Source organism: Mesorhizobium sp. LMG 17147, from assembly GCF_024297145.1.
GTDB lineage: Bacteria > Pseudomonadota > Alphaproteobacteria > Rhizobiales > Rhizobiaceae > Mesorhizobium.
In genome coordinates this window covers 1-23,760 of sequence record NZ_JANCTC010000016.1, presented here as the reverse complement: position 1 = coordinate 23,760, position 23,760 = coordinate 1, and the positions used below count along the sequence as shown (strand labels likewise).

General features: G+C 61.6%; 23 protein-coding genes and 3 pseudogenes. 15 read left to right on the top strand and 11 right to left on the bottom strand.

Features of this window, described 5'->3' with window-relative positions; all coding sequences use genetic code 11:
* Position 1: 1 nt before the first annotated feature.
* Positions 2 to 1,480 carry a sugar ABC transporter substrate-binding protein gene (locus NMG46_RS23145; protein ID WP_254819841.1) on the bottom strand — a complete coding sequence of 493 codons (1,479 nt, stop codon included), beginning with the start codon at positions 1,478 to 1,480 and terminating at the stop codon, positions 2 to 4.
* A gap of 208 nt (positions 1,481 to 1,688) precedes the next feature.
* On the opposite strand from NMG46_RS23145, the gene NMG46_RS23140 reads away from it, so the two are divergent.
* The 5 genes and pseudogenes from NMG46_RS23140 to NMG46_RS23120 form a co-directional block, all read left to right on the top strand.
* Positions 1,689 to 2,399 carry a GntR family transcriptional regulator gene (locus tag NMG46_RS23140; protein WP_254819840.1) on the top strand — a complete coding sequence of 237 codons (711 nt, stop codon included), beginning with the start codon at positions 1,689 to 1,691 and terminating at the stop codon, positions 2,397 to 2,399.
* A 54-nt stretch (positions 2,400 to 2,453) separates the two neighbouring features.
* Positions 2,454 to 3,620, top strand: a complete 1,167-nt coding sequence (locus tag NMG46_RS23135; protein ID WP_254819839.1) for a mandelate racemase/muconate lactonizing enzyme family protein — start codon at positions 2,454 to 2,456, stop codon at positions 3,618 to 3,620.
* 55 nt (positions 3,621 to 3,675) lie between these two features.
* Positions 3,676 to 5,037: a mandelate racemase/muconate lactonizing enzyme family protein gene (locus tag NMG46_RS23130; protein WP_254819838.1), complete on the top strand. Its 1,362-nt coding sequence runs from the start codon at positions 3,676 to 3,678 to the stop codon at positions 5,035 to 5,037.
* 17 nt (positions 5,038 to 5,054) lie between these two features.
* Positions 5,055 to 6,254 carry a mandelate racemase/muconate lactonizing enzyme family protein gene (locus NMG46_RS23125; protein WP_254819837.1) on the top strand — a complete coding sequence of 400 codons (1,200 nt, stop codon included), beginning with the start codon at positions 5,055 to 5,057 and terminating at the stop codon, positions 6,252 to 6,254.
* Between the two features lie 108 nt (positions 6,255 to 6,362).
* Positions 6,363 to 6,526 (top strand): annotated as a pseudogene (locus tag NMG46_RS23120) (IS3 family transposase); the annotation flags it as partial.
* Between the two features lie 85 nt (positions 6,527 to 6,611).
* Here NMG46_RS23120 and NMG46_RS23115 read toward each other — a convergent pair.
* From NMG46_RS23115 to NMG46_RS23085, 7 genes are all read right to left on the bottom strand, one after another.
* A complete protein-coding gene (locus NMG46_RS23115; RefSeq protein ID WP_254819836.1) occupies positions 6,612 to 7,571 on the bottom strand; it encodes a sugar phosphate isomerase/epimerase in 960 nt (319 codons plus the stop codon).
* On the bottom strand, positions 7,568 to 7,822 hold the full coding sequence (locus NMG46_RS23110) for a hypothetical protein (protein ID WP_254819835.1): 255 nt from the start codon (positions 7,820 to 7,822) through the stop codon (positions 7,568 to 7,570). The genes NMG46_RS23115 and NMG46_RS23110 overlap by 4 nt, the downstream gene beginning before the upstream one ends.
* Positions 7,823 to 7,905: 83 nt before the next feature.
* Positions 7,906 to 8,928 (bottom strand): Gfo/Idh/MocA family oxidoreductase, encoded by a 1,023-nt coding sequence (locus NMG46_RS23105; protein WP_254819910.1) that lies wholly within the window; start codon positions 8,926 to 8,928, stop codon positions 7,906 to 7,908.
* 10 nt (positions 8,929 to 8,938) lie between these two features.
* Positions 8,939 to 9,913: an ABC transporter permease gene (locus NMG46_RS23100; protein ID WP_254819834.1), complete on the bottom strand. Its 975-nt coding sequence runs from the start codon at positions 9,911 to 9,913 to the stop codon at positions 8,939 to 8,941.
* Positions 9,913 to 10,689, bottom strand: a complete 777-nt coding sequence (locus tag NMG46_RS23095) for an ATP-binding cassette domain-containing protein (RefSeq protein WP_254819833.1) — start codon at positions 10,687 to 10,689, stop codon at positions 9,913 to 9,915. Before NMG46_RS23095 ends, NMG46_RS23100 begins: the two co-directional genes overlap by 1 nt.
* A 17-nt stretch (positions 10,690 to 10,706) precedes the next feature.
* Positions 10,707 to 11,663: an ABC transporter permease gene (locus NMG46_RS23090; protein ID WP_254819832.1), complete on the bottom strand. Its 957-nt coding sequence runs from the start codon at positions 11,661 to 11,663 to the stop codon at positions 10,707 to 10,709.
* A gap of 96 nt (positions 11,664 to 11,759) precedes the next feature.
* Positions 11,760 to 12,791: a sugar ABC transporter substrate-binding protein gene (locus tag NMG46_RS23085; protein WP_254819831.1), complete on the bottom strand. Its 1,032-nt coding sequence runs from the start codon at positions 12,789 to 12,791 to the stop codon at positions 11,760 to 11,762.
* Between the two features lie 202 nt (positions 12,792 to 12,993).
* On the opposite strand from NMG46_RS23085, the gene NMG46_RS23080 reads away from it, so the two are divergent.
* The 9 genes from NMG46_RS23080 to NMG46_RS23040 all read left to right on the top strand — a co-directional run bounded on the left by NMG46_RS23080 (position 12,994) and on the right by NMG46_RS23040 (position 22,514).
* Entirely contained in the window at positions 12,994 to 14,019 is a 1,026-nt protein-coding gene (locus tag NMG46_RS23080; protein ID WP_254819830.1) for a LacI family DNA-binding transcriptional regulator, read from the top strand.
* Positions 14,020 to 15,344: 1,325 nt separating this feature from the next.
* Positions 15,345 to 15,956 carry a cupin domain-containing protein gene (locus NMG46_RS23075; RefSeq protein ID WP_302896876.1) on the top strand — a complete coding sequence of 204 codons (612 nt, stop codon included), beginning with the start codon at positions 15,345 to 15,347 and terminating at the stop codon, positions 15,954 to 15,956.
* A 116-nt stretch (positions 15,957 to 16,072) separates the two neighbouring features.
* Complete coding sequence (locus NMG46_RS23070) at positions 16,073 to 17,011, top strand: substrate-binding domain-containing protein (RefSeq protein ID WP_254819828.1); 939 nt, start codon at positions 16,073 to 16,075, stop codon at positions 17,009 to 17,011.
* A 74-nt stretch (positions 17,012 to 17,085) separates the two neighbouring features.
* Positions 17,086 to 17,883 carry an ATP-binding cassette domain-containing protein gene (locus tag NMG46_RS23065; RefSeq protein ID WP_023721835.1) on the top strand — a complete coding sequence of 266 codons (798 nt, stop codon included), beginning with the start codon at positions 17,086 to 17,088 and terminating at the stop codon, positions 17,881 to 17,883.
* The gene (locus NMG46_RS23060) at positions 17,880 to 18,884 is read left to right on the top strand and encodes an ABC transporter permease (protein WP_254819827.1); all 1,005 of its coding nucleotides are present in this window, start codon (positions 17,880 to 17,882) and stop codon (positions 18,882 to 18,884) included. Before NMG46_RS23065 ends, NMG46_RS23060 begins: the two co-directional genes overlap by 4 nt.
* Positions 18,885 to 18,888: 4 nt before the next feature.
* Positions 18,889 to 19,986: a phosphotriesterase gene (locus tag NMG46_RS23055; protein WP_254819826.1), complete on the top strand. Its 1,098-nt coding sequence runs from the start codon at positions 18,889 to 18,891 to the stop codon at positions 19,984 to 19,986.
* An 18-nt stretch (positions 19,987 to 20,004) separates the two neighbouring features.
* Positions 20,005 to 20,775 (top strand): glutamine amidotransferase, encoded by a 771-nt coding sequence (locus NMG46_RS23050; RefSeq protein WP_254819825.1) that lies wholly within the window; start codon positions 20,005 to 20,007, stop codon positions 20,773 to 20,775.
* A 3-nt stretch (positions 20,776 to 20,778) separates the two neighbouring features.
* Complete coding sequence (locus NMG46_RS23045; RefSeq protein ID WP_254819824.1) at positions 20,779 to 21,687, top strand: ribokinase; 909 nt, start codon at positions 20,779 to 20,781, stop codon at positions 21,685 to 21,687.
* Complete coding sequence (locus NMG46_RS23040; RefSeq protein WP_254819823.1) at positions 21,684 to 22,514, top strand: BtpA/SgcQ family protein; 831 nt, start codon at positions 21,684 to 21,686, stop codon at positions 22,512 to 22,514. Before NMG46_RS23045 ends, NMG46_RS23040 begins: the two co-directional genes overlap by 4 nt.
* Before the next feature lie 40 nt (positions 22,515 to 22,554).
* On the opposite strand, the gene NMG46_RS23035 is transcribed toward NMG46_RS23040, so the two are convergent.
* Both NMG46_RS23035 and NMG46_RS23030 read right to left on the bottom strand, forming a co-directional pair.
* Positions 22,555 to 22,941, bottom strand: coding sequence for a type II toxin-antitoxin system VapC family toxin (locus tag NMG46_RS23035; RefSeq protein ID WP_254819822.1), 387 nt, complete (start codon positions 22,939 to 22,941; stop codon positions 22,555 to 22,557).
* The gene (locus NMG46_RS23030; RefSeq protein ID WP_254819821.1) at positions 22,938 to 23,183 is read right to left on the bottom strand and encodes a type II toxin-antitoxin system Phd/YefM family antitoxin; all 246 of its coding nucleotides are present in this window, start codon (positions 23,181 to 23,183) and stop codon (positions 22,938 to 22,940) included. The genes NMG46_RS23035 and NMG46_RS23030 overlap by 4 nt, the downstream gene beginning before the upstream one ends.
* A gap of 216 nt (positions 23,184 to 23,399) precedes the next feature.
* On the opposite strand from NMG46_RS23030, the pseudogene NMG46_RS23025 reads away from it, so the two are divergent.
* Positions 23,400 to 23,483 (top strand): annotated as a pseudogene (locus tag NMG46_RS23025) (transposase); the annotation flags it as partial.
* 35 nt (positions 23,484 to 23,518) lie between these two features.
* On the opposite strand, the pseudogene NMG46_RS23020 reads toward NMG46_RS23025, so the two are convergent.
* Positions 23,519 to 23,760, bottom strand: a pseudogene (locus tag NMG46_RS23020) (aldehyde-activating protein); the annotation flags it as partial.

Sequence of the window (23,760 nt, the reverse complement as noted above, 5' to 3'; positions counted from 1 at the left end):
GCTAGAGTCCGCCCATCAGCTCTCTCACCCTCTTGGCTGCGTCGTCCGCTGCCTGGTCGACGGTCATCGCTCCGGTCAGGGCATTCTGCAGCATGTCCGGGATGATGATGTTCATGATCTCGGGGGCCTGCGGCAGCGCTGGGAACGGGATGCCATATGGCAGCATCGAGGTCGTGACATCGAGGAACTTGATGTTGTCCAGACGTTCCTTCATCCACTTGGTCTTGAAGCCGTTGAGGTTGCCCGGATTCGAGCCGGCGTAGGCCATCTTCAGCGACCATTCGGGGCTCGTCCACATGCAGATGATGGCCTTTGCAGCCGGCTCGTCCACCTTGCCGCCCTCGACATATTCGGGCTTCAGGATGTGAATGTTCGAGCCGCCGAACACGACGGCGCGCTTGCCGTCGGGGCCGGTCGGGATCAGGCCGTAGCGCATATTGTCAATGACCGTCTGCGCCTTGTCCTTGTCGGTGCCCGTCGCCTTTTTCTGCAGGTCGAGCATCACGTTGTAATCGGACGGGTGCGAGATCATCATGCCGAGCTGGCCGGCGACGAACAGGGGCTGATTATCGGCCTGCTGGTTGGTGAGTGCCGAAACCGGAACCGACTTGTCACGAACATACATGTCGTAGGAGGCTTGCAGCGCTGCCTTGCTCTGCGGGCTATCGAGCTGGACCTGCTCATAGGTTGGATTCGGCGTCGCTTCGTCGAAGACGCCGCCGCCATAGGCCCATAGCTGTGGCATGAAGCGGTACGGCGTATTGCCGGCATTCTTGCGAGCCACGAGGCCATATCCGGCAATACCGAGCTTATCGTGGATCTGCTTGGAGTACTTGACCACGTCGTCCCACGTTGCCGGCGGCTTGTTCGGATCGAGGCCGGCACGCTTGAAGATGTCGGCGTTCCAGATGAACGCCATCGTCTCGTTGTTGGTCGGAATGCCGTAGGTCACGCCCTCCCAGGTCACGGCCTTCATGGCGCCGGGCCAGAAATCCTCGGTCGAATACCCCACGTCCTCTGGCTTGAGCGGCTGCAGATAGCCCTTTGAGGCGAACTCGGTGCCACCCAGGATTTGCAGGCGAACCGCCATCGGCGCGGCATTGCCCAGGAGCGCGGTCCGGAACTTGTCGAGAAGATCGTTATAGGTAAGGGCTTGTTCCTCGAGCTGGATGTTCGGATAGGTTTTGCGGAATGTCTCGAAGAAATCCTTGTAGTACTGGCGCAGGAGGTCGGGGTCGCCCTCGAACACGCCCTGATACCAGAAAGTCAGTCGCCCCTTGTAATCGAGCGGGGTGACCTTCGCGCAATCGGCCGCCGTGTCAAAATCCTGTGTGCCCGCAATCGAGCGCACATATTCCGGCGACCACTTGCTCAGGTCGACCGGCGGTGCACCCAGCGCCGATGTAGACGTCAGGGATGCGATCAAAGCAGTGGCGACAGTGCCGCGCAGGACGGCACTGCCGAGGGCAATTCTCGTCATAGGTATCCTCCCTGGTTCTCCCATGCCGCCCTAAAGCGGTCCTTGCTCGTTTCGATCGCGAGGATGCTTCTTTCAGATCAGTGTATCCTCTCGATCGCTTGGTACGTTTTCAGATCATGGATTGCCTGTCAACGCGCAGAATCGTACATTGTTTGCGAAAGCCGTGTGTGATATCGGGCAAGGTATGTATTAAAATGGGGAGCCGGCCTTGGCCGAAACAAGCGATTTCAAAGCGATGCCACCGGTGGGGACCGATCCCATCGGGGCCTCCAGCGAGGGCGCCTCGCTTTATGAATTGATCCGGGAAGACATCATCGAGGGACGGCTCGCCCCCAACGAACGGCTTGTCGTCACCGATCTCGCCCGGCGTCACGGCACCTCGACCAATCCTGTGCGCGAGGCCCTGCAGTTGTTGCGCGGCGAAGGGTTTGTCACCTTTGTCGCCAACCGCGGGGCGCGTGTCCGACCCATAGATCAGGATTTTGTCCGGGATATCTACGAGATCGGTGTTCTGATCGAGCCAGCCCTGACACGATGGTTTGTGAACATGGCTACCAGCGAGGACATCGCCGAACTCGAACGTCTCCAGGGCCTGATCGAAGAGAACAATTTCGCCGACACATCCAGGCATAGTGAGCTGGATACCGCTTTCCACACCGTGATGTACCAGCGGCACTACAACCGCCACGCAGCCGAGCTTTGGTGGAAGCATCGCGAAGTGCTGCGAGCCGTGAGCCGTCGTTTCAACTTCACGCTGGCGCGACGTGCCGCGATCATGCGCGAGCACCGCGAACTCATCGCGCTTGTGAAGGCGGGAGAGGCCGACAAGGCGGCCGAACTCGTTTCCCGCCATGTCGAGGGTTCGGGCCGGCATATTCTGGAGCAGATGCGAGCGCGCAACGCAGCTCGGGCCGGATAGAATGTCCAGTCCAGAACATCGTTAGCTGACCATTTTCAGGCAAAGGTAGTTGAGATGAAAATCACGAGCATTCGGCCCTGGCTGATCAAGTCCGATGCTTCCTACTGGGGAGAGTTCCTGTTCGTCGAAGTGACGACCGACGAGGGCGTGAGTGGCTGGGGAGAGATCACCACCACGACAAAGCTCGCCAACCGCGCTCTCTGCACGATCCTGCGGCAGATCGGCGTCGCCGTGACAGGCGAGGATCCGGCGCGCATCGAGCATCTCTGGCACAAGATCTTCCGCAGCTTCACCTACATGGGCAGCCGCGGCGCCGCCGTCGAATGCGTGAGCGCCATCGACATAGCCCTCTGGGACATCAGGGGCAAAGTTCTCGGCAAGCCGATTTACGAGCTGCTGGGCGGACCAGTACGCGATGAAATCGCGCTCTACACTCATCCCAACCAGGCCAAATTCACCAGCAAAGAGGCTGTGGTCCGCGAAATTCTAGACATTGTCGAGTCCGGACACACTGCGCTCAAGTTCGATCCCTACCCCCACCAGGGCCGCAGCGCCGATGGCCTGCCCCGCGAACAGCGGGACGGCTACCTCGATGGCAGCATGACCCGCAAGGACGAGCGCGAAGCCGCCGAGCTCACGGCTCTGATCCGCGAAACGGCAGGACCCGATATCGACATTCTCATCGATGCGCATGGCCGCTTCGACGTCCCCACCGCCATTCGCCTCTGTCGGAGCCTCGAGGAGGCCGGCCAGATCGACTGGTTTGAGGAGCCCTGCCCGCCCGAGAGCCTTAACGCGCTCAAACAGGTGCGTGAGAAGGTCAATACCGCTATCTCATGGGGCGAGCGCGGCCACACGAAATGGGATTTCGTGCCGGTGCTTGAGAACAGGCTCGCCGACTACATCATGCCCGACGTTACCTGGACCGGCGGCATTACCGAACTCAAGAAAATTTCTGCGCTGTGCGAAGCCTACTACGTGCCGGTCTCGCCACATGACGCCGCGGGACCAATCAACGTGGTTGCGGGAGCGCAGGTGATGATGACTGTTCCCAACTTCTACAAACTCGAAACATCGGAGTGGAACCTGGGCAAATACGATCACCTGATCGACAGACCACTCGACATTTCGAACGGCAGCCTCAAGCTGACGTCGAAGCCTGGTCTCGGCATTGAGATGGACCGCGACTACCTGCAGGCCCACGAGATCGAGCTGGGCTAGCAACACTCTGTGCTGGCGCAGGGTGCGGGGCGACAAGCCGAAACGAGGATAAGTCATGGCAAAGACAGGTGGCGCCGACGAAGCGCTCAATCGGGTGAACGCGAACTCCAAGCCATCCCAGCTTCGCATCACCGACATGCGGATAGCCGAAATCGTCGGCGCGCCGTTCACCTCAACCCTGCTCAAGATTTACACCAACCAGGGCATCGTCGGGCTTGGCGAGGTGCGCGACGGCGCCAGTGCCACCTACGCGCTGATGCTGAAGAGCCGGCTGCTTGGCGAGAACCCTTGCGACATCGACCGCCTGTTTCGCCGGATCAAACAGTTCGGTGGCCATGGCCGGCAAGGCGGCGGCGTCTCGGCGGTCGAAATTGCGTTGTGGGATCTCGCCGGCAAGGCCTACGGCGTGCCTGTCTACCAGATGCTCGGCGGCCGGTTTCGGGAGAAGGTGCGCGTTTATTGCGACACCGACGCTACCGTGCCGAGCGGCACCGAGACCGGCAAGCGCCTCAAGCAGCGCATGGCGCTCGGCTTCACCTTCCTCAAGATGGATCTGGGGCTGATGCAGATCGCGGATGTACCCGGTGCGGTCGTGTCTCCTGCCGGCTCACTTGAAGGATACCGCGTCCATCCCGGCCGCGGCCCGGTCAAGACCCTTGAAGAGCGACGCGCCCGCAATGCCGCCTACGATTTGCACAACGTCCCCCATCCGTTTACCGGCCTCCACTTTTCCGACAAGGGCCTCGACCTGCTTGAGCAGTACATTGCCGAGGTTCGCGATGTGATCGGCATGGATATTCCGCTCGCCATTGACCATGTCGGCCACATCTCGCTGCAGAACGGAATTCGGCTCGCCAGGCGGATTGAAAAATACGTGCCGGCCTGGCTCGAGGATGTGATCCCATGGCAGTACACCGAGCAGTACCGGCAACTGCAGGCCGCCACCACGGTGCCGATCTGCACCGGCGAGGACATCTACCTTAAGGAGGGCTTCGAGCCCCTGCTCAACAGCGGCGGCGTCTCCATTGTCCACCCGGACCTGCTCACCAGCGGGGGCATCCTCGAAACCAAGAAGATCGGCGACATGGCCCAGGACCACGGCGTCGCAATGGCCATCCATATGGCCGAAAGTCCAATCGCCGCAATGGCCGCGGCACATGTTGCGACCGCGACTGAAAACTTCATGGCGCTCGAATACCACTCTGCCGATGTCGACTGGTGGGACGATATCGTCACCGGCGTTCCCAGGCCGCTCGTGAAGGACGGCTTTGTCACTGTTCCGCACAAACCTGGCCTGGGGATTGACGACGTCGTCGACGAGGTGATCTCGCAGCATCTGCAGCCGGGTGTCACCGGCATCTGGCAGCCCACGGATCACTGGGACAACGAGTATTCCTGGGACCGCACCTGGAGCTGAGGCGAAACGAACCGAAGATGAAGATCACCGACCTCCGCTGCGCCGTCATCGGCAAACATCCCATCGTCCGCATCGTTACCGACGAGGGCCTCTATGGCCTTGGCGAAGTCGAGTTCACCAAGACCTACCTCAAACCCTGGGTGCTGCATTTCCGCGAGGCACTGATCGGCGAGGACCCGACCGACGTCGAGCGGGTGATGCTGAAGATCCGCCAACGCGGCTCTTTCAAGCCCTATGGCGCGGCGGTAAGCGCTATCGAGCATGCGCTGTGGGACATTGCCGGCAAGGCCGCAGGCGTGCCGGCCTACAAACTGCTCGGCGGCAAGGTGCGCGACAAGGTGCGCGTCTATAACGGCTCGATCCGCCAGAAGCGAACGGGGGACCGGCCGGAGGATTACGCCGCTGACGTGAAATGGATGATGGAGCAGCCGCAGAACTTCTTCATGATCAAGCAAGGGATCTCGTTCCACTCCAACATGAAAGACACCGTCGAGGGCTTCCATTACGGCGTGACGCAGAAGAAGGCTGGCTATCACGGTGCCATGGATCAGGGCGTGATCAGCGAGCGCGGTTTCAACCACATGCTCGACTGCGTGATCGCCATGAAGGAAGTGCTGGGCGACAAGGTCAGCCTGGCGCTCGACTGCGGCCCGGGCTGGATGCTGCCCGATGCGATCAAGTTCGCTCGCGCGGTCGAGAAGTACAATTTGATGTGGCTCGAGGACATGCTGACCGGCGACTATGTGCCGTGGGTCAATCCGCAGGCCTATCGGGAGCTGACCACCTCCACCTCGACGCCAATTCATACCGGCGAGCAGATCTATCTGCGGCACAATTTCAAGGAGCTGATCGAAACGCAGGCGGTGCGCGTCATCGGCCCCGATCCGGCCGATATTGGCGGCATTGCCGAGCTCAAATGGGTCGCCGAGCACGCCTACATGCACTCGATCCTGATGGCACCGCACGGCACCGCGAACGGCCTTCTAGGTCTCGGCGCGCTGATCAATGTCTGCGCCACCCTGCCCGCCAACTACATCGCGTTTGAATACCCGAGCGCCTCCGACCCCTGGTGGGAGGACCTCGTAATCGGCCTGCCGTCGCAGATCGTGAAGGACAGCATGGTGGACCTGCTGGAAGCGCCGGGGCTGGGCCTCGACATCGACGCCGAAGCAGCCAGGAAGTATCTCCGGGAAGAGGATGCGGGCTTCTTCGACTGAACCACGTTCTTGCGCCACCCTGCACCGCGCGAACTGAAATCTCGCAAATTGACATCCATAATGACCGTTTCGGGGCCGGAAACAGACGGACCGGTTCTGGAGCGAGGTCGCCCGCCGGAGACGGAGCTGCGCTGAAGGCTGCGCGAGCTTGCCAATGAGGGAAGCCGCCTCGGCTAGCGGCGGCTGTTCATCCTGCTGCGCCGGAGGGCGAACCATCGGGGATCAACCGCATCTATCGGCTCTACCGAGAAGAACGGCTGACGGCTCGCAAGCCGTGACGGTCGGGAGGACGGCGAAGTCGAGATCGACTAGCGCGTATCTTCATCCGAGCATCCCCTCGCAAATAAGCACTCGACTCTAGATCGCCTGCGGGCTGAAATCGCTTGCGGCTACAGGCATCACGCCTCTCAGCAGAGCGATCGATTTCTCGAGCCCTTCCAGGCTGTTGAGCAGCACATCCTCGTGCTCGACAGAGAGCCAGCCGTCGTAGCCGGCCATCTTGAGTCGGTAGCAGAACTGGCGCCACCACTCCTCGCCATGGCCGAAGCCAAGCGTGATGTACGACCAGCTGCGGCCGGGAATGTCCATCAGCGAGCCGTTTTCAAGCAGCGAAGTGGTCGCTTGAACCGACGCATTAAGCATCGTGTCCTTGGCGTGAACGTGGAAGATCGCCTCGCCCAGCGCTTCGGCTGCTATCAGTGGATCCGCCCCCATCCAGAACAGATGCGAGGGATCGAGGTTGGCGCCGATCACCGAACCGATGGCCGCACGAAGCTTGAGGAGCGAAGGAACGTTGTAGACACACTGGCTGCCGTGCAATTCCAGCGCGATGCGTTCGACGCCGCTGTCCTTCGCCAGATCCGCGATCTCGGCCCAGAACGGCAGCAGCTTCTCCCCCCACTGATAGCGCAGGATCACTTGCGTTTCGGGCGGCCAGGAGGAGACCACCCAATTCGGCATCAGGTCGCCTTCGCGTCCGGCCGGCAAGCCTGACATGGTGCAGACGGTCTTGATGCCCATGTCTCCGGCGATGCGGATCGTGTCCTTCAGGCACGCTGCCTGCTCTGGCTGGGTGGGATGCAGGGGATTGCCGTTGGCGTTGAGGGCGATAATCTCAAGTCCCCTGTCGCCGAACGCCTTCAGGAAAGCCCGTCGCGCTTCCGGCTTCGCCTTCATCGACGCCAGGTCGAAGTGCGGCGCGGTCGACCAACCGCCGGTGTTCACCTCGACACCCGAGACGCCGAGGCGCGCCGCGTTGTCGAGAACCGCTTCGAACGACATGCCTCCAAGACTGTCGGAAACAAAACCCAGCTTCATGATAGATCCTTTTTTTGACGCGATATGACTTCTCTTTGAAAGAAGCTGCGAAGCTGCGCATGACATTCGAAGCCCAAGGCCAACGCAAAGCGGCTAATCGAGGTGCGGGAAACGCCGACGGCAGTGGCCAGCTCGGCGCCGTTATCGATTGCCACCTCGGTCGGATTTTCCAGCGCGAACCGGGCTATGCGGATCGTCACCGTGGAAAAGGTGGATGAATTGCGGGCTATCCACTGCTTCAGGGCCGCCATGTCCTCGGGCGGCTGTCGGTTAGCTGAAGCCTCTGCAACTCTTGCCAAGCATGACCGCGACACTGCTGGAGCAACAGGTGCCTTCATGGCAGCTTCGATCGTCGATACAGATCCGGCCTGGCCTCCATCGTGATGCCGACGCGCGCGCCGGTCGCGAGCGCCTCGATTCCCGCTTCAGCCACCCGCGCGGCGCAGTAGCCGTCCCAGGCGTCGGCCGCGACCGTCGGAAACACGCCAGAACGGACGAATTCCAGGAACGCCTTGTCCTGAAGTCTGTAGGCTTCCGCGAAACGCGGCCGCCAGTCGGGGGCATACCGTTCGTATGCCATGAACCGATCGTTGCGGCGCGTGTAGACGGGCGCATTCAGAAGGACCGATCCTTTCTCGCCGACGAGCTCGCCACGAACGTCGTAACCATAGGCGGCATTGTTGTTGATCTCGATGTTGACGAGCTGGCCCTTGTCCGTCTCGAGCACCATGAAAACCGGCGCGCCGGTCTTCATGGTATCGACAACCGAAGGCTGGAAGACGGAGATTGCCTTGTAGTCGGTGCTGAGCACAAAGCGGGCCACGTCGAACTCGTGCGGGGCCGAATTGGTGACGGCCATCTGACCGGTGAAGTTCGCCGGAGCCTCCACGTTGCGGTGGAAGTTGTGCATCATGATCGCGCGACCAAGCGAGCCATCGTCCAGCATCGCCTTCAGCTCGCGGTAGGAGGGATCGAAGCGGCGCATGAAGCCGAGTTGGACGAAACGTCGGCCGCGCGCGACCTCGGCCTCGATCACATGAAGGCATTCGTTCGGGTCCTGCGACAGTGGCTTTTCGCAAAGCACGGGCTTGCCGGCCTCGATGGCGGCCAGCGACAAGGGCGCGTGTGTGTCGTCGGGGCTTGCGATGATTACGGCATCAATGTCGCCACGCCTGATGGTCGCGACCGGATCCGTGGTGACGTCGCCCGCGCCGTGTTCCTGCGCCACGGTCCTCGCCCGCTCGGGTGAGGCGTCGCACACGACCTGCAAGGTTGCGCCGGGCAACTCCTCTGCCACGATCCGGGCATGGTCGGCCCCCATGATGCCGGCCCCAACGATCGCAACTCTAACGGTCATGCTGCTGCTTTCATCTTTTGAGGGCCCACTGGCGAAGAGACTTGTCGCCATATGCCGCGAGTACCACGATCACCCCGAGGATCAGCACGAACCATTGCGGCTGCACGCCCATGACGACGAGATACGATTGGATGGACGACAGCACGAAGGCTCCCATCAGCGCGCCAAGAAGCGATATGCGGCCGCCGGCCAGCACGCACCCGCCAAGCACGCAAGAGGCGATTGCCTGCAATTCCATGAGACGACCCATCGACCCGTCCGCGAAACCGAGCTTGCCGGCCTCGAGCGTGCCGGCGAACGCCGCCAGCATGCCGCACAGGACGAACGCGGACAACTTGATGCGGCCGACGCGGACGCCACGGGAGTGAGCGCTTTCTGCCGATCCGCCGACGGCGAGCAGCCGGTTGCCGAAAGGCGTCGCCTTCAACATCGCCAGTAGGACGGCGACTACGGCGATCAGCCAGTAGAGTGCGGTGTTGAAGTCGAGGAAATCGTCACCGCCGAGCAGGAAATAGCTCCATCCCTTGCGCGCGGCATAAGGAATGGAGAATGAGAACCCCTCGGTCAGCGCGATTGCAATGCCTCGAAAGATCATTAGCGTCCCAAGCGTAACGATGAGGGACGGCGTGCCGGTCCGGGTCACGAGCAGCCCATTCAGTAGGCCTATGGCCGCACCCACGATGATCGCGGCGGCGGCTGCGGCCAGCGGATCGACATGTGCTGCGAGCCATAGATAGGCCAGCGCGCCCATGCCAAACGTCGAGCCCACGGAAATGTCGATCTCGCCCGTTCCGATGACCAGCGCCACCCCCAGGCTCATCAGGCCAAGTGTGGCCGTCACCTGGACGATCGTCCCGACGTTGTAGAGGTTGGCCCATCGGCCATCCGAGGTCGACGCGAATAGGATGACCAGGAGCGCGCCGATCAGGAAGATACCGATCTCGGCATTACGCCGTATCAGGGGTTTGGCGGCCGACATTGCCATCAGGCCGTCTCCCGCTTCTCGACCACGCGGCCGCCCTGACGGATGACTTCCTCCAGCTCCTCGGCCGTCATCGCATCGGTGGACGCGTCGGCGACCTTCGCGCCGTTCTCCATGATGACGATGCGGTCCGCGAGCTTGTGGACCTGGAAGATGTCGTGGGTGATGTAGATCACTAGCAGGCCCTGTTCCTTGAGCTGCACGGCAAGCTCGTTGACGTGTTCGCGTTCGCGCACCGACAGGTGATTGGTCGGTTCGTCCATGATGACGACGCGGTTCTTGAATTCGACCGCCCGACCGATCTTGACCGACTGGCGCTCACCGCCCGACAGGCGTTCCACCTCATCGTCAGTAGATACGTTGTCGCGAAGTCCGAACTGCCGGATGACGCGGGCCGATTTCTCGCGCATCAGCGCGAAATCCAGAAAGGGAATGCCGAGGATGCGCTTCACCGGCTCCCGCCCGAGATAGAAATTGCGGGCGATCGACAGATTGTCGCAAAGTCCCACCGACTGTTGGATGGTCTCGATGCCTTGATCTATGGCGAGCTTGGGATGGAACTTCTCAACCTTCCTGCCATCGAAGAAGACCTCCCCGGAAGTTGGCGCATGAATGCCGCATAGGACACGGATCAGCGTCGTCTTGCCGGCGCCGTTGTCGCCGACGAGACCTACCAACTCACCTGCGTGGAAGTCGACGGAGACGTTCCTGAGCGCATGGAAGGCGCCGAAATAAAGGTCGAGGTTCTTGACCTGGATGAGAGGATGATCGTTCGTCATTCGGCCGCGCTCCCGTGTCAAACGCTGTGCCCGAGGCGCCGGGCCAGGCTCTGATTGAAGATGACCGCCGCGACGAGCACGACGCCGACGAAAGTGATGTACCAGGACGATGGCGCACCAAGCGCAATCAGCTCATAGCGGAAGCTCACCACGATGAGTGCGCCCAGGATGGCGCCCAGGATCGACCCGCGCCCGCCGGTGAGCAGACAGCCGCCGATGACCGCAGCGGAGATTGCCTCAAGCTCCATGTTCTCGCCAAGCGTCACGTGGGTCTGCGGTTGGTTGCACAAGGTCAGGATGCCGGCGAAGCCAGCCAGCAGCGAGCAGAGTACGAAAGTGACGATCTTGACCCTTTCGGTCCGAACGCCTCGCGATTCGGCGCTTTCGCGCCCGCCCCCGGTCGCAAGCAGTCGGTTTCCAAACGGCGTTGCCCACAACAGCAGGCCGAGAAGCGCTGCAATCGCGATCAGCCAGAAGGTCGCAGCTTCGATCCCAAACAGCTCTCCGCCGAGCAAACGGGTAAGAGGATGAGCGCGCGCGTCGGGAGAGAAATTGTGCACTGATCCGCCCGTCCAGACATAGATGATGCCGCGCGCGGTGAAGAGGCCGCCCAGGGTTACGATCATTGACGGCAACTGCCCCTTGACCACGGCAACGCCCTGGACCAGGCCGGCAAGCGCCGCAATGAGAAGCGCCACGAGCAGCGAACCGGAGACGCCAAGCGGTGGCTCCAGGGTGATGAAGGAAACGCCCGCCAGCCCGTAAACCGAACCCACTGACAGGTCGATTTCCTTGGTCATGATGACCAGTGCCTCGCCCATCGTGACGAAGGCGAGGATGGATGCAAACTGGGTCACGTTCGACACGGTCTGAACCGTCCACCAGCCCGAAAAGTCGAGAAGCGTAAAGACGGCAAGCATGACCGCGACGCCGATGACCGCGCCAATACCCTGGCTGCGAACAAGGTGTTTCATTCAGTTTTGTTCCGCTGTTCCGGGACCCGCTGTAAGCGGATAAAGAAGGGGCGGCCACTCCCCGAGGAACTCGGCCGCCCCTCTCGGGAGGAACCCTTACCAGGTGTTCTGCTCGTCGTAGGCCTTGTCGCCGAACACGACGCGGACCTGCTTGGCCCATTGATCGGCATTGTCCTTGTTGATGATGACGGGGCCGGTCAGGATGTCGCTCTGCGGCGCGTAGCCGAACTCCTTGTTCCAGTAGAGCCACTCCATCGGCGCGTAGCCCTGCAGCCAGAAGCCCTGGCTGTTGGTCGCCAGAAGGTGGCCGGCGCGGACGCCCTCGATCGAGACTGGGCCCTCGTCGACCGTCAGGATGGTCATGCCCTTATCGTCGACATCTGGATCGAGCTTCATCTCGTTGGCAACGCTCCAAGCCCAGGGTGCCGACCAGCCGGCCACGGTGAAGACATAGTTCGTGTCCGGATTGGCCTGCAGGAACGATTGCAGCGCGTTGCGTGCGCCGGCCGGCTCGGCACCGATGAACAGCTCGTCGAACTTGGCGCCGACAGCCGCCATCGCATCCTTCATGCCCTTGCAGCGGGCTTTGAGACCCTGGTGGGCGGAATCATGGCTGGCGCAGACCACGTGTTTGGGCTGCGGAATCTTGCCTTCCTTGGCCTGCTCGATCGCGTATTCGCCGAGCTTCTTGCCCGTCAGGTATTCATCACCGCCGACATAGGTCAGGTAGGGAATGCGCTCGCCGGCTGGCCGGCTGTCGGGAATGTTGAAGGCAACGACCGGGATGCCTTCGTCGATCGCCTTGCGCAGCGGTCCTTCGAATGCGTCCGAACTCACGATCGGCACCGCGATGCCGTCGGGATGCGTCGCGATTGCCTGCTCGAGAAGGCGGACATGCTCCTGGACCGAATAGTTGTTGGTCGAGATGTATTCCGTCTTCACGTTCGGATATTTCTTCTCGAACTCCTTCAGCGACAGCGTCAGCCAATTCATGTTCGGATCGTTCGATCCGATATGCGAGACCATGACGAAGCGGTAGTGCTTGCCGCTGTCCTGCGCATCCGCTGTGCCTGCAATCACGCTGGCGGCGAGCACGGCCGAAAGCATTGCCAATTTCTTGATATACATAGGGGCTCCTCCCTCGTTTGACGAGGCAAGTATCCCGATTGAAATAACATCATTCAAGGAGCATGATGAGCTCTTCGTGATGTGTATAGCATCAAAATTTGCTGCAGGGCACAAAGGTGGCACAAGCTATTCAGAACATTGCGCTTGCGAGCAGCGCAACTTTCCCGAATGATGCGTTTCGCATCAGATGTGGGAGGCGGCGATGACCGACAGCACCCCAGGAAGGCTTTGGAAAGGCCCTACGGTCCAGGACATTGCCGCGCTTGCCGGGGTAGGCCCCGCCACAGTGGACAGGGTCCTGAATAACCGCAGCGGGGTGCGGGACAGGACAAGAGCGCGCGTTGTGGCGGCTCTGGAAAAGCTCCGCAGCGAAAGCAAGGAACGCGACGTCCCGCTCCGCATCCTGCTGATGTGCGACTCCGGCGAGACCTTCAACGCGGCGATGGCCTCGGCCGCCGCAGAGGTCAATCGCACGCTAGCAAGCATAGAGATCAACGGAGTCTATGTGAGCACCAGCGAGGTTGAACCCGCCTCATTCGCGCGGCAGATCGAGCAGCGCGGCGAGGGAATGGATGGCGTGGTGATCATCGCGCGTGAACATCCGGCTATCAACCGCGCGATTCGCAAGCTGCGGACCATCGGAATCCCAGTCGTGTGCCTGACCACAGATCTGCCGAGTTCGCGCCGCTCCATTTATGTCGGCAACGATCAATATGCCGCAGGCAGTGTCGCTGCCCTATTGATCGGCAACGCCCTGCCGATGGAACGCGACGATATCTTGATCGTCATGAGCGTGCCGTTTCGTTGCCAGCAGGAGCGGGAGATGGGCTTCCGCAGGGTACTTCGCTCCGATTTCCCCTATCTGAAGATCGAAGAGCGCGTGATCTCGGATGACCGACCCGAAACCACCTGCGAGCAGCTGACGCGCTATTTCGAGGCAAATGGTCACCCTGCCGCAATCTACAATGTGGCGGGAGCGAACCGGGGCGTGGCAAAGGCTCTGGAGATAGCCGGCAAGGCGCACGAGACGGTATTCGTTGGCCACGAACTGACGAACCATTCCCGTAACCTGCTCGAGGCAGGCATCATGGATTATGTGATTTCGCACGATTTCGCTAGCGAGCTTGCCGCAGCCACTCGCTGGATCAAGGACAATCTCAACGGCGTCACGGCCGAACCCGCGCACTCCCAGATCCTTGTCCATACGCGATATAATTGCGGGCTTTGATGGTCCAATCCTATCACGATCGATACAGCACGGAGGTGGAAGTCTGTCGCTGCGAAGCACTTGCGCGTTTGAGTCGATGCGGACTGCCGCTTTCTCCGGCGCGCTGATCAAATTGGTCAAGTTTGAGGACCTGCAAATGGGGCTTCGCATCTTGACGCTGGAAGCTCTGCCGATTTGTGCAAACTAGCTCATGGCGGTGAGCGCCGACGATGTCCGCTTCTGGCGGACGGGTCGGACGGCGCAATGACCAAGATTGAGGCGCAGAGCAGACGGTCGGCTTTCAAACCCGGAGCGACAAGAGCAGACCTTTGTTCGGCGCAAGTGTCGTCCTGACGTGACGCGACGCGGTCTTCCGTTGCGGGCGCTACTGGCTGGAGCTGCGTTAGTCGGTCGGAGGCCAATGGTATTTTCAATGAAACGCTAATATACATGGAAGCCCCAACGAGCAGCGCCTGCCAGATACTTGAGGAATGCCATGCGAAGGCTCATCTTCACGGCGATGTGTATCGCCGCCGCTACAGCCGCTAACGCCCATGATTGGTACGAAGATAAGATTGACCCGCAGACCAAATTCAAGTGCTGCGGCGGTTCAGATTGCCGCGCCATACCTCGGTCTTCGGTGCGGTCCAGGGTAGACGGCGGGTACACCTATTTGCCGCATAATTTCACCATCCCACGGGACCGTGTACAGGAATCCCCGGACGGTCAATACCACATATGCGAAAATAAATATGCTGTAACCAATCAGCTGTATTGGCGTTGCTTCTTCGCACCTCGTGTAGATGTATCTATACTTCTGAATCATTAACCGCGCGCCGCTTCCGCAACTTACATAAGCAAAGTGCCAGTCCCTTAATTCTGTTGAACTTTCTTCAAAATTGCCGAAGCTCAAGCTCGCGACTGCCCAGGGATTTCAGCGGCTATCGAGAGCCTGCGCGCCCTGGGCGTAACTCCATGGGCGCTGCCGCGGGTGACTTCTGGGCGCGCCCCGCAATTCGGTGACAGTCCAGATTTTATCGTGTCGGCGCGGCCGTGGTTGTGTAGATTGGCTACGTGGCCCGCCTTGCACGCATTGTCGTCCCAAGTCCACTCGCCACGTGACGCAAACGCAGTAACGGCTGGCGATTTCGACCACGATGGACAGGCAAGCGACAGGGGATAACTGGCGCGGGATCATCAGCACGGTTCATGCGGAAGCGGCATTCGCCGGATGCGGCAGCTGCGGCTGAAGTCTCGAATTTGACGCATCAGCACTTGCAAATCGTCGGCCGAGGTCTTTTGCTCGCGCGATAGTTGCCCTTGACCGTTGAATGGTTGGCGAACAGATGAACAAGATCGATCGACAGCGGCCAGAGTCAGAAACGGACGCCACCGTAAATGCCGCGAGACTTGGAACTAGGCTGCGTCTCGCCCGCCAGACACGCGGCATGACACTGAAGACCCTGGCCGCTGCTGCAAATTGCTCGGAAAGCCTGCTGTCCAAGATCGAGAACGGTAAGGCTTCGCCGTCCCTGCCCATGCTTCACCGTCTGGTCGAGGTCCTCGGCACCAACATCGGCTGGATGTTCGAGCAAGTCGACGACAACGAGGCGATCGTATTCCGGGCGGGCGCAAGGCCTTTGATTGCGCTCGACACGCTACGGCGCGGCGAAGGAATTTCGCTCGAACGCATCATTCCATATTCGCCTGGCCACCTTTTACAATGCAACATCCATCACATCGAGGCGGAGGGCTCGAGCGAAGGTCCGATCCAGCATTCCGGCGAGGAAGTCGGTTATGTGCTCGCCGGCCGGATCGAGTTGATCGTCGACGGCAAGAGCCATGCTCTCGCCACGGGCGATGCCTTCGTGTTCAGGTCGGAGCTGCCGCATCATTACCGCAACATCGGCGAGGACCGCGCCAGCATTTTCTGGGTCAATACGCCGGCGACTTTCTGAGCAACGCTCGGCCTTCATTTGGATTGACAAATATTCAAGTCTCTTGAATGGTTGCCTCGTGCCTGTAGCACCAACGGGACCGGCCGACGTCTGGTCCGCAAGCAAGGGGAACCGAAATGCGTCTGTTCAAACTTCTCGCCGGCTGTGCCGCCGCCGTTGCCATGGGCTCGGCAGCCATGGGCTCGGCGCTTGCCGATACGTTCGCTCTCGTCAACATCAACCAGCAGGCCCTGTTCTTCAACCAGATCAACGAGGGCGCGCAAAAGGCAGCCGACGCCGCCGGCGCCAAGCTGGTCATTTTCAACGCCAATAATGTGCCGAGCGCGCAGAACGACGCGATCGAGAACTACATCACGCAGAAAGTCGACGGCATCATTCTAGTCGCCATCGACGTCAACGGCGTCAAGCCTGCGATCACCGCAGCCAAAGCGGCCGGCATTCCCGTCATAGCCATCGACGCGCAGATCCCCGACGGCGACAATATTTCGTTCATCGGCGTCGACAACACCAAGGCCGGCGAGGACATCGGCAAATTCTACGCCGACTATGTGAAGACCGAGATGGGCGGCAAGGCCAAGATCGGTATCGTGGGCGCACTCAATTCATTCATCCAGAACCAGCGGCTCGACGGCTTCAAGAAGGCGGTGACCGAAAGCGGCCAGGCCGTCACCTTCCTTGACACGGTCGACGGCCAGAACGTTCAGGAGACCGCGTTGAGCGCTTCGGAAAACCTGATGACTGCCAATCCGGACATGAACTCGCTCTATGCAACCGGCGAACCAGCCTTGCTCGGCGCAGTTTCGGCCGTGACCAGCCAGGGCCGCACCGGCGACGTCAAGGTATTCGGCTGGGATCTGACCAAGCAGGCCGTTCAGGGCATCGACGACGGCTGGGTGGTCGCGGTCGTGCAGCAGGATCCAGCCGGCGAAGGCAAGGCTGCCGTCGAAGCGCTGGGCAAGCTCAAGAAGGGCGAGAAAATCGATCCGATCATCAACATCCCGGTGACGATCGTGACCAAGAAGAATGTCGACCAATACCGCGCGATGTTCAAGTAAACTGCGTCGGCGACCGGGCCGCGGCGCCGCCTGAGGCTGCGCCGCGGGCACCTTGCAATCGCGTGGAATCTCAGATGAGCAGTGGCCAGACCTATCGGGTGCGGATGAGCGGCATCTCAAAGCGCTACAACGCCATCCAGACGCTCGATGACGTATCGCTGACGCTGAAGCCGGGCGAGGTGCTGGGGCTGGTCGGCGACAATGGCGCCGGCAAATCAACATTGAGCAAGGTGCTGTCGGGGGCCGTGGTTCCCGACGCCGGCACCATCGAAATCGACGGCAAGCCGGTGATCTTCAGCTCGCCGGCGGACGCACGTGCGGCGCGCGTCGAGATGGTCTACCAGGACCTGTCGCTGTGCGACACGGTCGACGTCGCCGGCAATCTGTTTCTCGGCCGCGAGCCGCGCCGCCGCATCGCAGGCATTTCCTTTCTCGACAAAAAGCGCATGCATGACGAGACGCGCCAGATGCTCGATCGGCTCGGCATCGTCATTGCCGACACGCGACTCAAGGTCGAAAACCTCTCCGGCGGGCAGCGCCAGTCGATCGCGATCGGCCGCGCCGCTTCCTTCGAGCCGGCCGTGCTGATCATGGACGAACCGACGGCAGCGCTTGCCGTGGCCGAGGTCGAGGCGGTGCTCGAACTGATCCGTGCGGTCAGTGCGCGCGGTGTCAGCGTCATCCTGATCACCCACCGGCTGCAGGATCTGTTCCTCGTCTGCGACCGCATCCAGGTCATGTACGAAGGGCGCAACGTAGCCGAGCGGCTGATCGGCGAGACCAACATCGAGGACGTGGTCAATCTGATCGTCGGCCGCAAGTTCAGTGCGCGTTCCGCCACCAACGGCTACCGCGGGGGAGCGCCGGCATGAGCGACGCGATCCACGCCGCCCAGCCCTCACGTGTACGCAAGGGCACCTGGCGCGATGCGCTGCTTGCCAATGGCAGTGTCGTCTCGATCGCGCTGTTCTTTCTGGTCGTCTGCATCATCTTCTCGGTTGCGACCGATGCCTTTCTGACATCGCCCAATCTGTTGAACATCCTGCGGCAGTCGGCGCCGCTGCTGATCGTTGCCGCGGCAATGACTTTCGTCATCACCACCGGCGGCATCGATCTTTCGGTCGGCTCCGTGCTGGCGCTGGTGGCGACGCTGTCGGCGACACTTTTGCAGTTTGGCCTGCCGTGGCCAGTCGTTATCCTCGTGATGCTCGCGCTCGGTGCCCTGCTTGGCGCGGTGCAGGGCTATTTCGTCGCCTATGAGGGCATCCCGTCCTTCATCGTCACGCTTGCCGGGCTTTCGGTGATCCGGGGCGTGGCGCTGCTGATCACCGGCGGCTATTCCATCCCGATCGAGCCCGGAAGCGCTTTCACCGTGCTGGGCCGCGCCTGGTTTCTTGGCGTGCCGGTGCCGGCGCTGATCGCGCTGGCGATCCTGGCCATCGCCTATCTTGCCTTCAACGAGACGCCGTTCGGCCGCTATGTCACCGGCATCGGCGCCAACGCCGAGGCGGTGCGGCGTGCCGGCGTCAACACGCGGCAGACGACGCTCTTCGTCTATGTGATTTCCGCCACCGCGGCGGCCCTTGCCGGCATCATCATTGCTGCCCGGCTTGGATCGGGATCTTCAAATGCCGGACAGGGTTTCGAGCTGGAAGTCATCGCCGCCGTCGTGCTCGGCGGCACCAGCCTGTTCGGCGGCCGTGGAACGATCATCGGCACGGTGCTCGGCGCGCTGACCGTGGCCGTCATCGGCAACGGCCTGATCCTGGCGCATCTGTCGCCCTTCCTGACGCCGATCGTCACCGGAACGATCATCCTGATCGCCATCTGGCTGAACTTCCGCCTGTTCCGCGGCGCCGTGCGGAGCCGTTGAGCCGATGAGTGGTCTGTTCGATGACGCAGCGCCCAGGCAGCGGTTGCCAATCGGGGTCGAAACCGGCCAAGTGATGACCGTGCTCGGCCCGGTTCCGGTCGAGGAGATGGGGATAACGCTGATGCACGAGCACATACTGCTCGACGGCGCGCGCAGCTGGAAATGCCCCTGCCATCCCAATGACATGGCGATCGCCGAGCAGCCGGTGAACATCGAGATCATCGGCGAATTGCGCATGAACCCTTACGTCAACCGCGACAATGTCTCGCTCGACGACGCCGACCTGGCGCTGTCGGAACTGCAGCGCTATCGCGCGCTGGGCGGCCACACCGTCGTCGACGCCACCAATATCGGGATCGGCCGTGACCCCGAAAAGCTCGCCCGCATTAGCCGCATGTCCGGCCTCAAGATCGTCATGGGCACCGGGTTCTATCTCGAGCATACCCATCCCGAATGGCTGAAGGCCATGGATGTCGACGCCGTGACCGAGTTCATCGTCAACGATGTCGGCGGCGGCGAGACGCAGCCGCCGATCATGGCCGGGCTGATCGGCGAGGTCGGCGTCAGCAAGGATTTCACCGCCGAGGAACGCAAGTCGCTGCGAGCTTCGGCGCGCGCTTCGCGCATCACCGGCGTGCCGTTGTCGATCCATCTACCTGGCTGGGAGCGGCTGGCGCACGACGTGCTCGATATCGTCGAGGCCGAGGGCGCCGATCTCCGCCACACGGTGCTCTGCCACATGAACCCGAGCCACGACGATCCCGATTACCAGAAAAGCCTCGCCCGGCGCGGCGCGTTCCTCGAATACGACATGATCGGCATGGACTATTATTATGCCGACCAGGACGCGCAATCGCCCTCCGACGAGGAGAACGCACGCGCCATCGCCGCCCTTGTCGAGGCCGGCTTCGGCGACCGCCTGCTATTGTCGCAGGATGTGTTCCTCAAGATCATGCTGACGCGCTTCGGCGGCTTCGGCTATGGCTATATCCTAAAGCATTTCATACCGCGCCTGAAACGGCATGGCGTCGAACAGGCGGCCATCGACCGCATGCTGATCGCCAATCCGAAGAGCGTGTTCGCGCGGCTCCAAGCGGCCTAGACTTACGACGGAGTTCAAATGTCCAAGAAGAAGATCCTGCTTGCCGGCGAATCCTGGGTGTCGACCGCGACCCACATCAAGGGTTTCGACCAGTTCCCGACTGTCACCTATCACACCGGCGCCGACGAATTGCTGGGCGCGCTCAAGGCGAGCGATTTCGACGTCACCTTCATGCCGGCGCATGAGGCGCAGCGCGGCTTTCCTCAGACGATGGAGGCGCTGTCGGCCTATGACGCGGTCGTGCTCTCCGACATTGGCGCCAACACGCTTCTGCTGCATCCCGACACCTGGGTCCACTCCAAGCCGACGCCGAACCGCCTGCGCCTGCTCCGCGATTACGTCAGCGACGGCGGCGGTCTGTTGATGTTCGGCGGTTATTACAGCTTCCAGGGCATCAATGGCGGCGCGCGCTACCGCAAGACCGCAATCGAGGACGTGCTGCCGGTGAACTGCCTGGCCTACGACGACCGCGTCGAGGTTCCCGAAGGCTTTGCCCCGGTGCCGAAACCAGGGTCGACCCATCCTATCCTCAGGGGCCTCGGTTCGGACTGGCCGATCCTGCTAGGCTTCAACGAGGTGACACTGAAGGACGATGCGGAAGTTCTGGCCAGCGTATCGTCGGATTATGGTTCGCTGCCGCTGCTTGTCACCGGCCATTACGGCAAGGGCCGCACCGTGGCCTGGACATCCGATGTCGGGCCGCATTGGCTGCCGCCGCAATTCATCGCCTGGCCAGGCTACAAGACCCTGTTCGAACAGATGCTGGGCTGGGCGACCGGCGAGAGCTGAGCCATGCATGTCCATGTCGTCGGCAATGCCTGCATCGATACCATGTTTCGCGTCGGCCGCCTCCCTGCCGCGGGCGAGACTTTGAATGCCGTGAGCTATGCCGACGGGCTCGGCGGCAAGGGTGCCAACCAAGCGGTCGCAGCAGCGCGGACTGGTGCAGAGGTGACGTTCTGGACGGCGCTCGGCAAGGACCGCGAAGGCACATGGATCAGGAGCCGCCTCGACAGGGAACTGTCAGACCTCGAGGTCAGCGAATTCGAGCTGCCGAGCGACCGCTCGACCATCGTCGTCGATCGAGGCGGCGAGAATTTCATTGTCAGCGGCGTTGCCTGCAGCGAAGCGTTCGATCCGGTGGCGCAAACAGCACTTGTCCGCTGGATCGCTCCCGGCGACCTCCTCGTCTGCCAAGGAAATTTGCGTGCCGCCGCGACCGATACCAGCCTCAGAGCAGCAAAGGAAAACGGCGCACGCACCGTTCTCAACGCCAGTCCGATCGATGCGGCATCCGTTCCCGATCTTGGCCTGGCGGAGTTTTTGGTTGTCAACCAATCCGAGGCGAAAACCCTGACCGGCCGCGATGACATGACAGCAGCCGCCGGCGCGCTGGTGGCCAAAGGTGCAGGCACCGTCATCATCACGCTCGGCGCCGCAGGCTGTCTCGTGCTTGGCCCGGGTCAGGAAGAGCCGCTTCGTTTGCCGGCGCCGCAGGTCGAGGCGCTCGACACCAGCGGCGCCGGCGATGTGTTCTGCGGCTGTCTCGCCGGCGGGCTTGCGCGGGGCATGTTGGTCACCTCGGCGCTGGAGCTTGCGCTGGCGGCCGCCGCAATTGCCGTGACACGGCCGGGCACGCTGGCATCCTGTCCTTCCGCCTCCGAGATGGCGGTGCTCATCGATCAAATGGAGCTCTCATGACCCAGATCGGCCAATCCGGCGGCGACGCACTCTTGCACCTTTTCGGCCGCACCAAGGTAGTGATCGGCGTCGTTCACCTGGCGCCCCTGCCCGGCGCGCCGCGCTATGACGGCGAGGCCGTGGAGGTGATCTACCAGCGCGGGCTCGATGACGCCAAAGCCTATCTCGACGGCGGCTGCGACGGCGTCATCGTCGAGAACCATGGCGACATCCCTTTCGCCAAGCCTGACGATATCGGGCCGGAGACGGCGGCCTATATGGCGGTCGTTTCCGACCGCATCCGCCGCGAGCTCGGCAGACCGGTCGGCATCAACGTGCTGGCCAATGCCGCGATCCCGGCTTTGGCGATCGCCGCCGCTGCCGGCGCCGGTTTCGTCCGCGTCAATCAATGGGCGAACGCCTATGTCGCCAATGAGGGTTTTGTCGAAGGCGAGTCGGGCCGCGCGGCGCGCTACCGCGCCAGGCTGCGCGCCAACGGCATTCGCATCTTCGCCGATGCCCATGTCAAACACGGCGCACATGCCATCGTCGCCGACCGTCCGGTGGAGGAACTAGTCAAGGATCTGGTCTTCTTCGATGCCGATGCCATCATCGCGACCGGCCAGCGCACCGGCCACGCCGCGGATTTGGGCTACATAAGCATGATCAAGCAGGCCGCCGGCCTGCCGACGCTGGTCGGAAGCGGTGTCACGGCGGACAATGCCAAGGATATCCTCGCCATTGTCGACGGGGTCATCATCGCCAGCGCGCTGAAGCACGACGGCGTCTGGTGGAACCAGGTCGACTCTGCTCGAGTAAAGGCGTTCATGGGTGGTCTGAAGCGATAGCTGACTTCAACCGCTTAGCCCACCGCCCGGGCCACCTCTGTCAGAGACGACGGACAGGCCCGGGATACTGCGCGACCAGATCGTCGATGGTCAGCAATGTGATGCCTTCCACAATCGATTGAGCAATCAGGATCCGATCGAAGGGGTCCTTGTGGATGGGTGGAAGCCCATCCACCGCAATGGCATGCTCGCCGGTGATTGGCAGCTCATGATAGCCATTGTCTATCAGCCCCCGACGTAAAAGACGCGCATCGACCCTAAAGTCAGGGCGGCCCAGACCGCGTTTGATGGCAATCTCCCAGAGGCTTGCGGCGCTGAAAGTCAGGTGGTTGTCGACATTCTCGATTTCGGCGAGGGCGGCGGACGGGAGCTTCTCGGGCTCGCCCGCCGCCCAGAGCAGAAGATGGGTATCGAGCAGAAGTTTCATGCATCGCCGCCAAACAGCTTCTCGATTTCCTCAGCGGCCATCCGATCAAAGTCGTCCGGAACTGAAAACTGCCCGGCCATAAACCCAACGCGACGCATTTCGCCGGCCGCAGGTGCGTTTATGGCAACGACCTTGACCATCGGCTTGCCGGATTTCGCGATAATGAAGGATTCGCCTTTGGCCGCCCTGTCGATAAGACGAGACAGATGCGTCTTGGCCTCGTGAATATTGACGGTGCGCATTGCGGGCTCCCGACTTAGTCTATGAAACTTAGTCTAATTGGGCCCGATCTTCAAGTGTCTGTCTCTCCGCGAATAGGATGGGAACGAATTGCCCATTCCCTCGACTAAAAGCCGTGGCCGATCTTCGCGCTGGGCGCGGGCCAATGGCGCTATCGAGGCGATTGAAATGGGCAATGCCTGAAAACTAGGGCGTCGAGGCTTTCGCTCTCGGCGCCCCGTATCGGCATCACCGCCGTCCTTCACACGCAAGGCTCCGCGATGACCCACCGTCCGCACCTGCACGTGATCGTGCCGGGCGGCGTCGCCCGGCTCGATCGATGATCGTCGAGCGGCTACTAGGCCGGCAACGCGCCGGATCTCTTGGCCGTCCAGGTGGCGATATAGTCCATCAGGCCAGGATTGAGGCAATCATAAGGTTCGAGCCCGATCGACTTCAGCTGTGACCTTATACCATCCATGCGGCTCGGATCGACACCGGATTCGATGATCGACGAGACAAAGGCGGTGAAGCCCGGAGGCGACCAGCCATCCTCCTGGAAGCGTTCCGGATGGATGAAGGACAGCCCCTTGAAAGCGT

What these genes read in the sequence shown, in the direction of transcription:
- NMG46_RS23145 (WP_254819841.1), bottom strand. Translation starts at nt 1,480, where the DNA reads ATGACGAGAATTGCCCTCGGCAGTGCCGTCCTGCGCGGCACTGTCGCC.
- NMG46_RS23135 (WP_254819839.1), top strand. Translation starts at nt 2,454, where the DNA reads ATGAAAATCACGAGCATTCGGCCCTGGCTGATCAAGTCCGATGCTTCC.
- NMG46_RS23130 (WP_254819838.1), top strand. Translation starts at nt 3,676, where the DNA reads ATGGCAAAGACAGGTGGCGCCGACGAAGCGCTCAATCGGGTGAACGCG.
- NMG46_RS23125 (WP_254819837.1), top strand. Translation starts at nt 5,055, where the DNA reads ATGAAGATCACCGACCTCCGCTGCGCCGTCATCGGCAAACATCCCATC.
- NMG46_RS23115 (WP_254819836.1), bottom strand. Translation starts at nt 7,571, where the DNA reads ATGAAGCTGGGTTTTGTTTCCGACAGTCTTGGAGGCATGTCGTTCGAA.
- NMG46_RS23110 (WP_254819835.1), bottom strand. Translation starts at nt 7,822, where the DNA reads ATGGCGGCCCTGAAGCAGTGGATAGCCCGCAATTCATCCACCTTTTCC.
- NMG46_RS23105 (WP_254819910.1), bottom strand. Translation starts at nt 8,928, where the DNA reads ATGACCGTTAGAGTTGCGATCGTTGGGGCCGGCATCATGGGGGCCGAC.
- NMG46_RS23100 (WP_254819834.1), bottom strand. Translation starts at nt 9,913, where the DNA reads ATGGCAATGTCGGCCGCCAAACCCCTGATACGGCGTAATGCCGAGATC.
- NMG46_RS23095 (WP_254819833.1), bottom strand. Translation starts at nt 10,689, where the DNA reads ATGACGAACGATCATCCTCTCATCCAGGTCAAGAACCTCGACCTTTAT.
- NMG46_RS23090 (WP_254819832.1), bottom strand. Translation starts at nt 11,663, where the DNA reads ATGAAACACCTTGTTCGCAGCCAGGGTATTGGCGCGGTCATCGGCGTC.
- NMG46_RS23085 (WP_254819831.1), bottom strand. Translation starts at nt 12,791, where the DNA reads ATGTATATCAAGAAATTGGCAATGCTTTCGGCCGTGCTCGCCGCCAGC.
- NMG46_RS23080 (WP_254819830.1), top strand. Translation starts at nt 12,994, where the DNA reads ATGACCGACAGCACCCCAGGAAGGCTTTGGAAAGGCCCTACGGTCCAG.
- NMG46_RS23075 (WP_302896876.1), top strand. Translation starts at nt 15,345, where the DNA reads ATGAACAAGATCGATCGACAGCGGCCAGAGTCAGAAACGGACGCCACC.
- NMG46_RS23070 (WP_254819828.1), top strand. Translation starts at nt 16,073, where the DNA reads ATGCGTCTGTTCAAACTTCTCGCCGGCTGTGCCGCCGCCGTTGCCATG.
- NMG46_RS23065 (WP_023721835.1), top strand. Translation starts at nt 17,086, where the DNA reads ATGAGCAGTGGCCAGACCTATCGGGTGCGGATGAGCGGCATCTCAAAG.
- NMG46_RS23060 (WP_254819827.1), top strand. Translation starts at nt 17,880, where the DNA reads ATGAGCGACGCGATCCACGCCGCCCAGCCCTCACGTGTACGCAAGGGC.
- NMG46_RS23055 (WP_254819826.1), top strand. Translation starts at nt 18,889, where the DNA reads ATGAGTGGTCTGTTCGATGACGCAGCGCCCAGGCAGCGGTTGCCAATC.
- NMG46_RS23050 (WP_254819825.1), top strand. Translation starts at nt 20,005, where the DNA reads ATGTCCAAGAAGAAGATCCTGCTTGCCGGCGAATCCTGGGTGTCGACC.
- NMG46_RS23045 (WP_254819824.1), top strand. Translation starts at nt 20,779, where the DNA reads ATGCATGTCCATGTCGTCGGCAATGCCTGCATCGATACCATGTTTCGC.
- NMG46_RS23040 (WP_254819823.1), top strand. Translation starts at nt 21,684, where the DNA reads ATGACCCAGATCGGCCAATCCGGCGGCGACGCACTCTTGCACCTTTTC.
- NMG46_RS23035 (WP_254819822.1), bottom strand. Translation starts at nt 22,941, where the DNA reads ATGAAACTTCTGCTCGATACCCATCTTCTGCTCTGGGCGGCGGGCGAG.
- NMG46_RS23030 (WP_254819821.1), bottom strand. Translation starts at nt 23,183, where the DNA reads ATGCGCACCGTCAATATTCACGAGGCCAAGACGCATCTGTCTCGTCTT.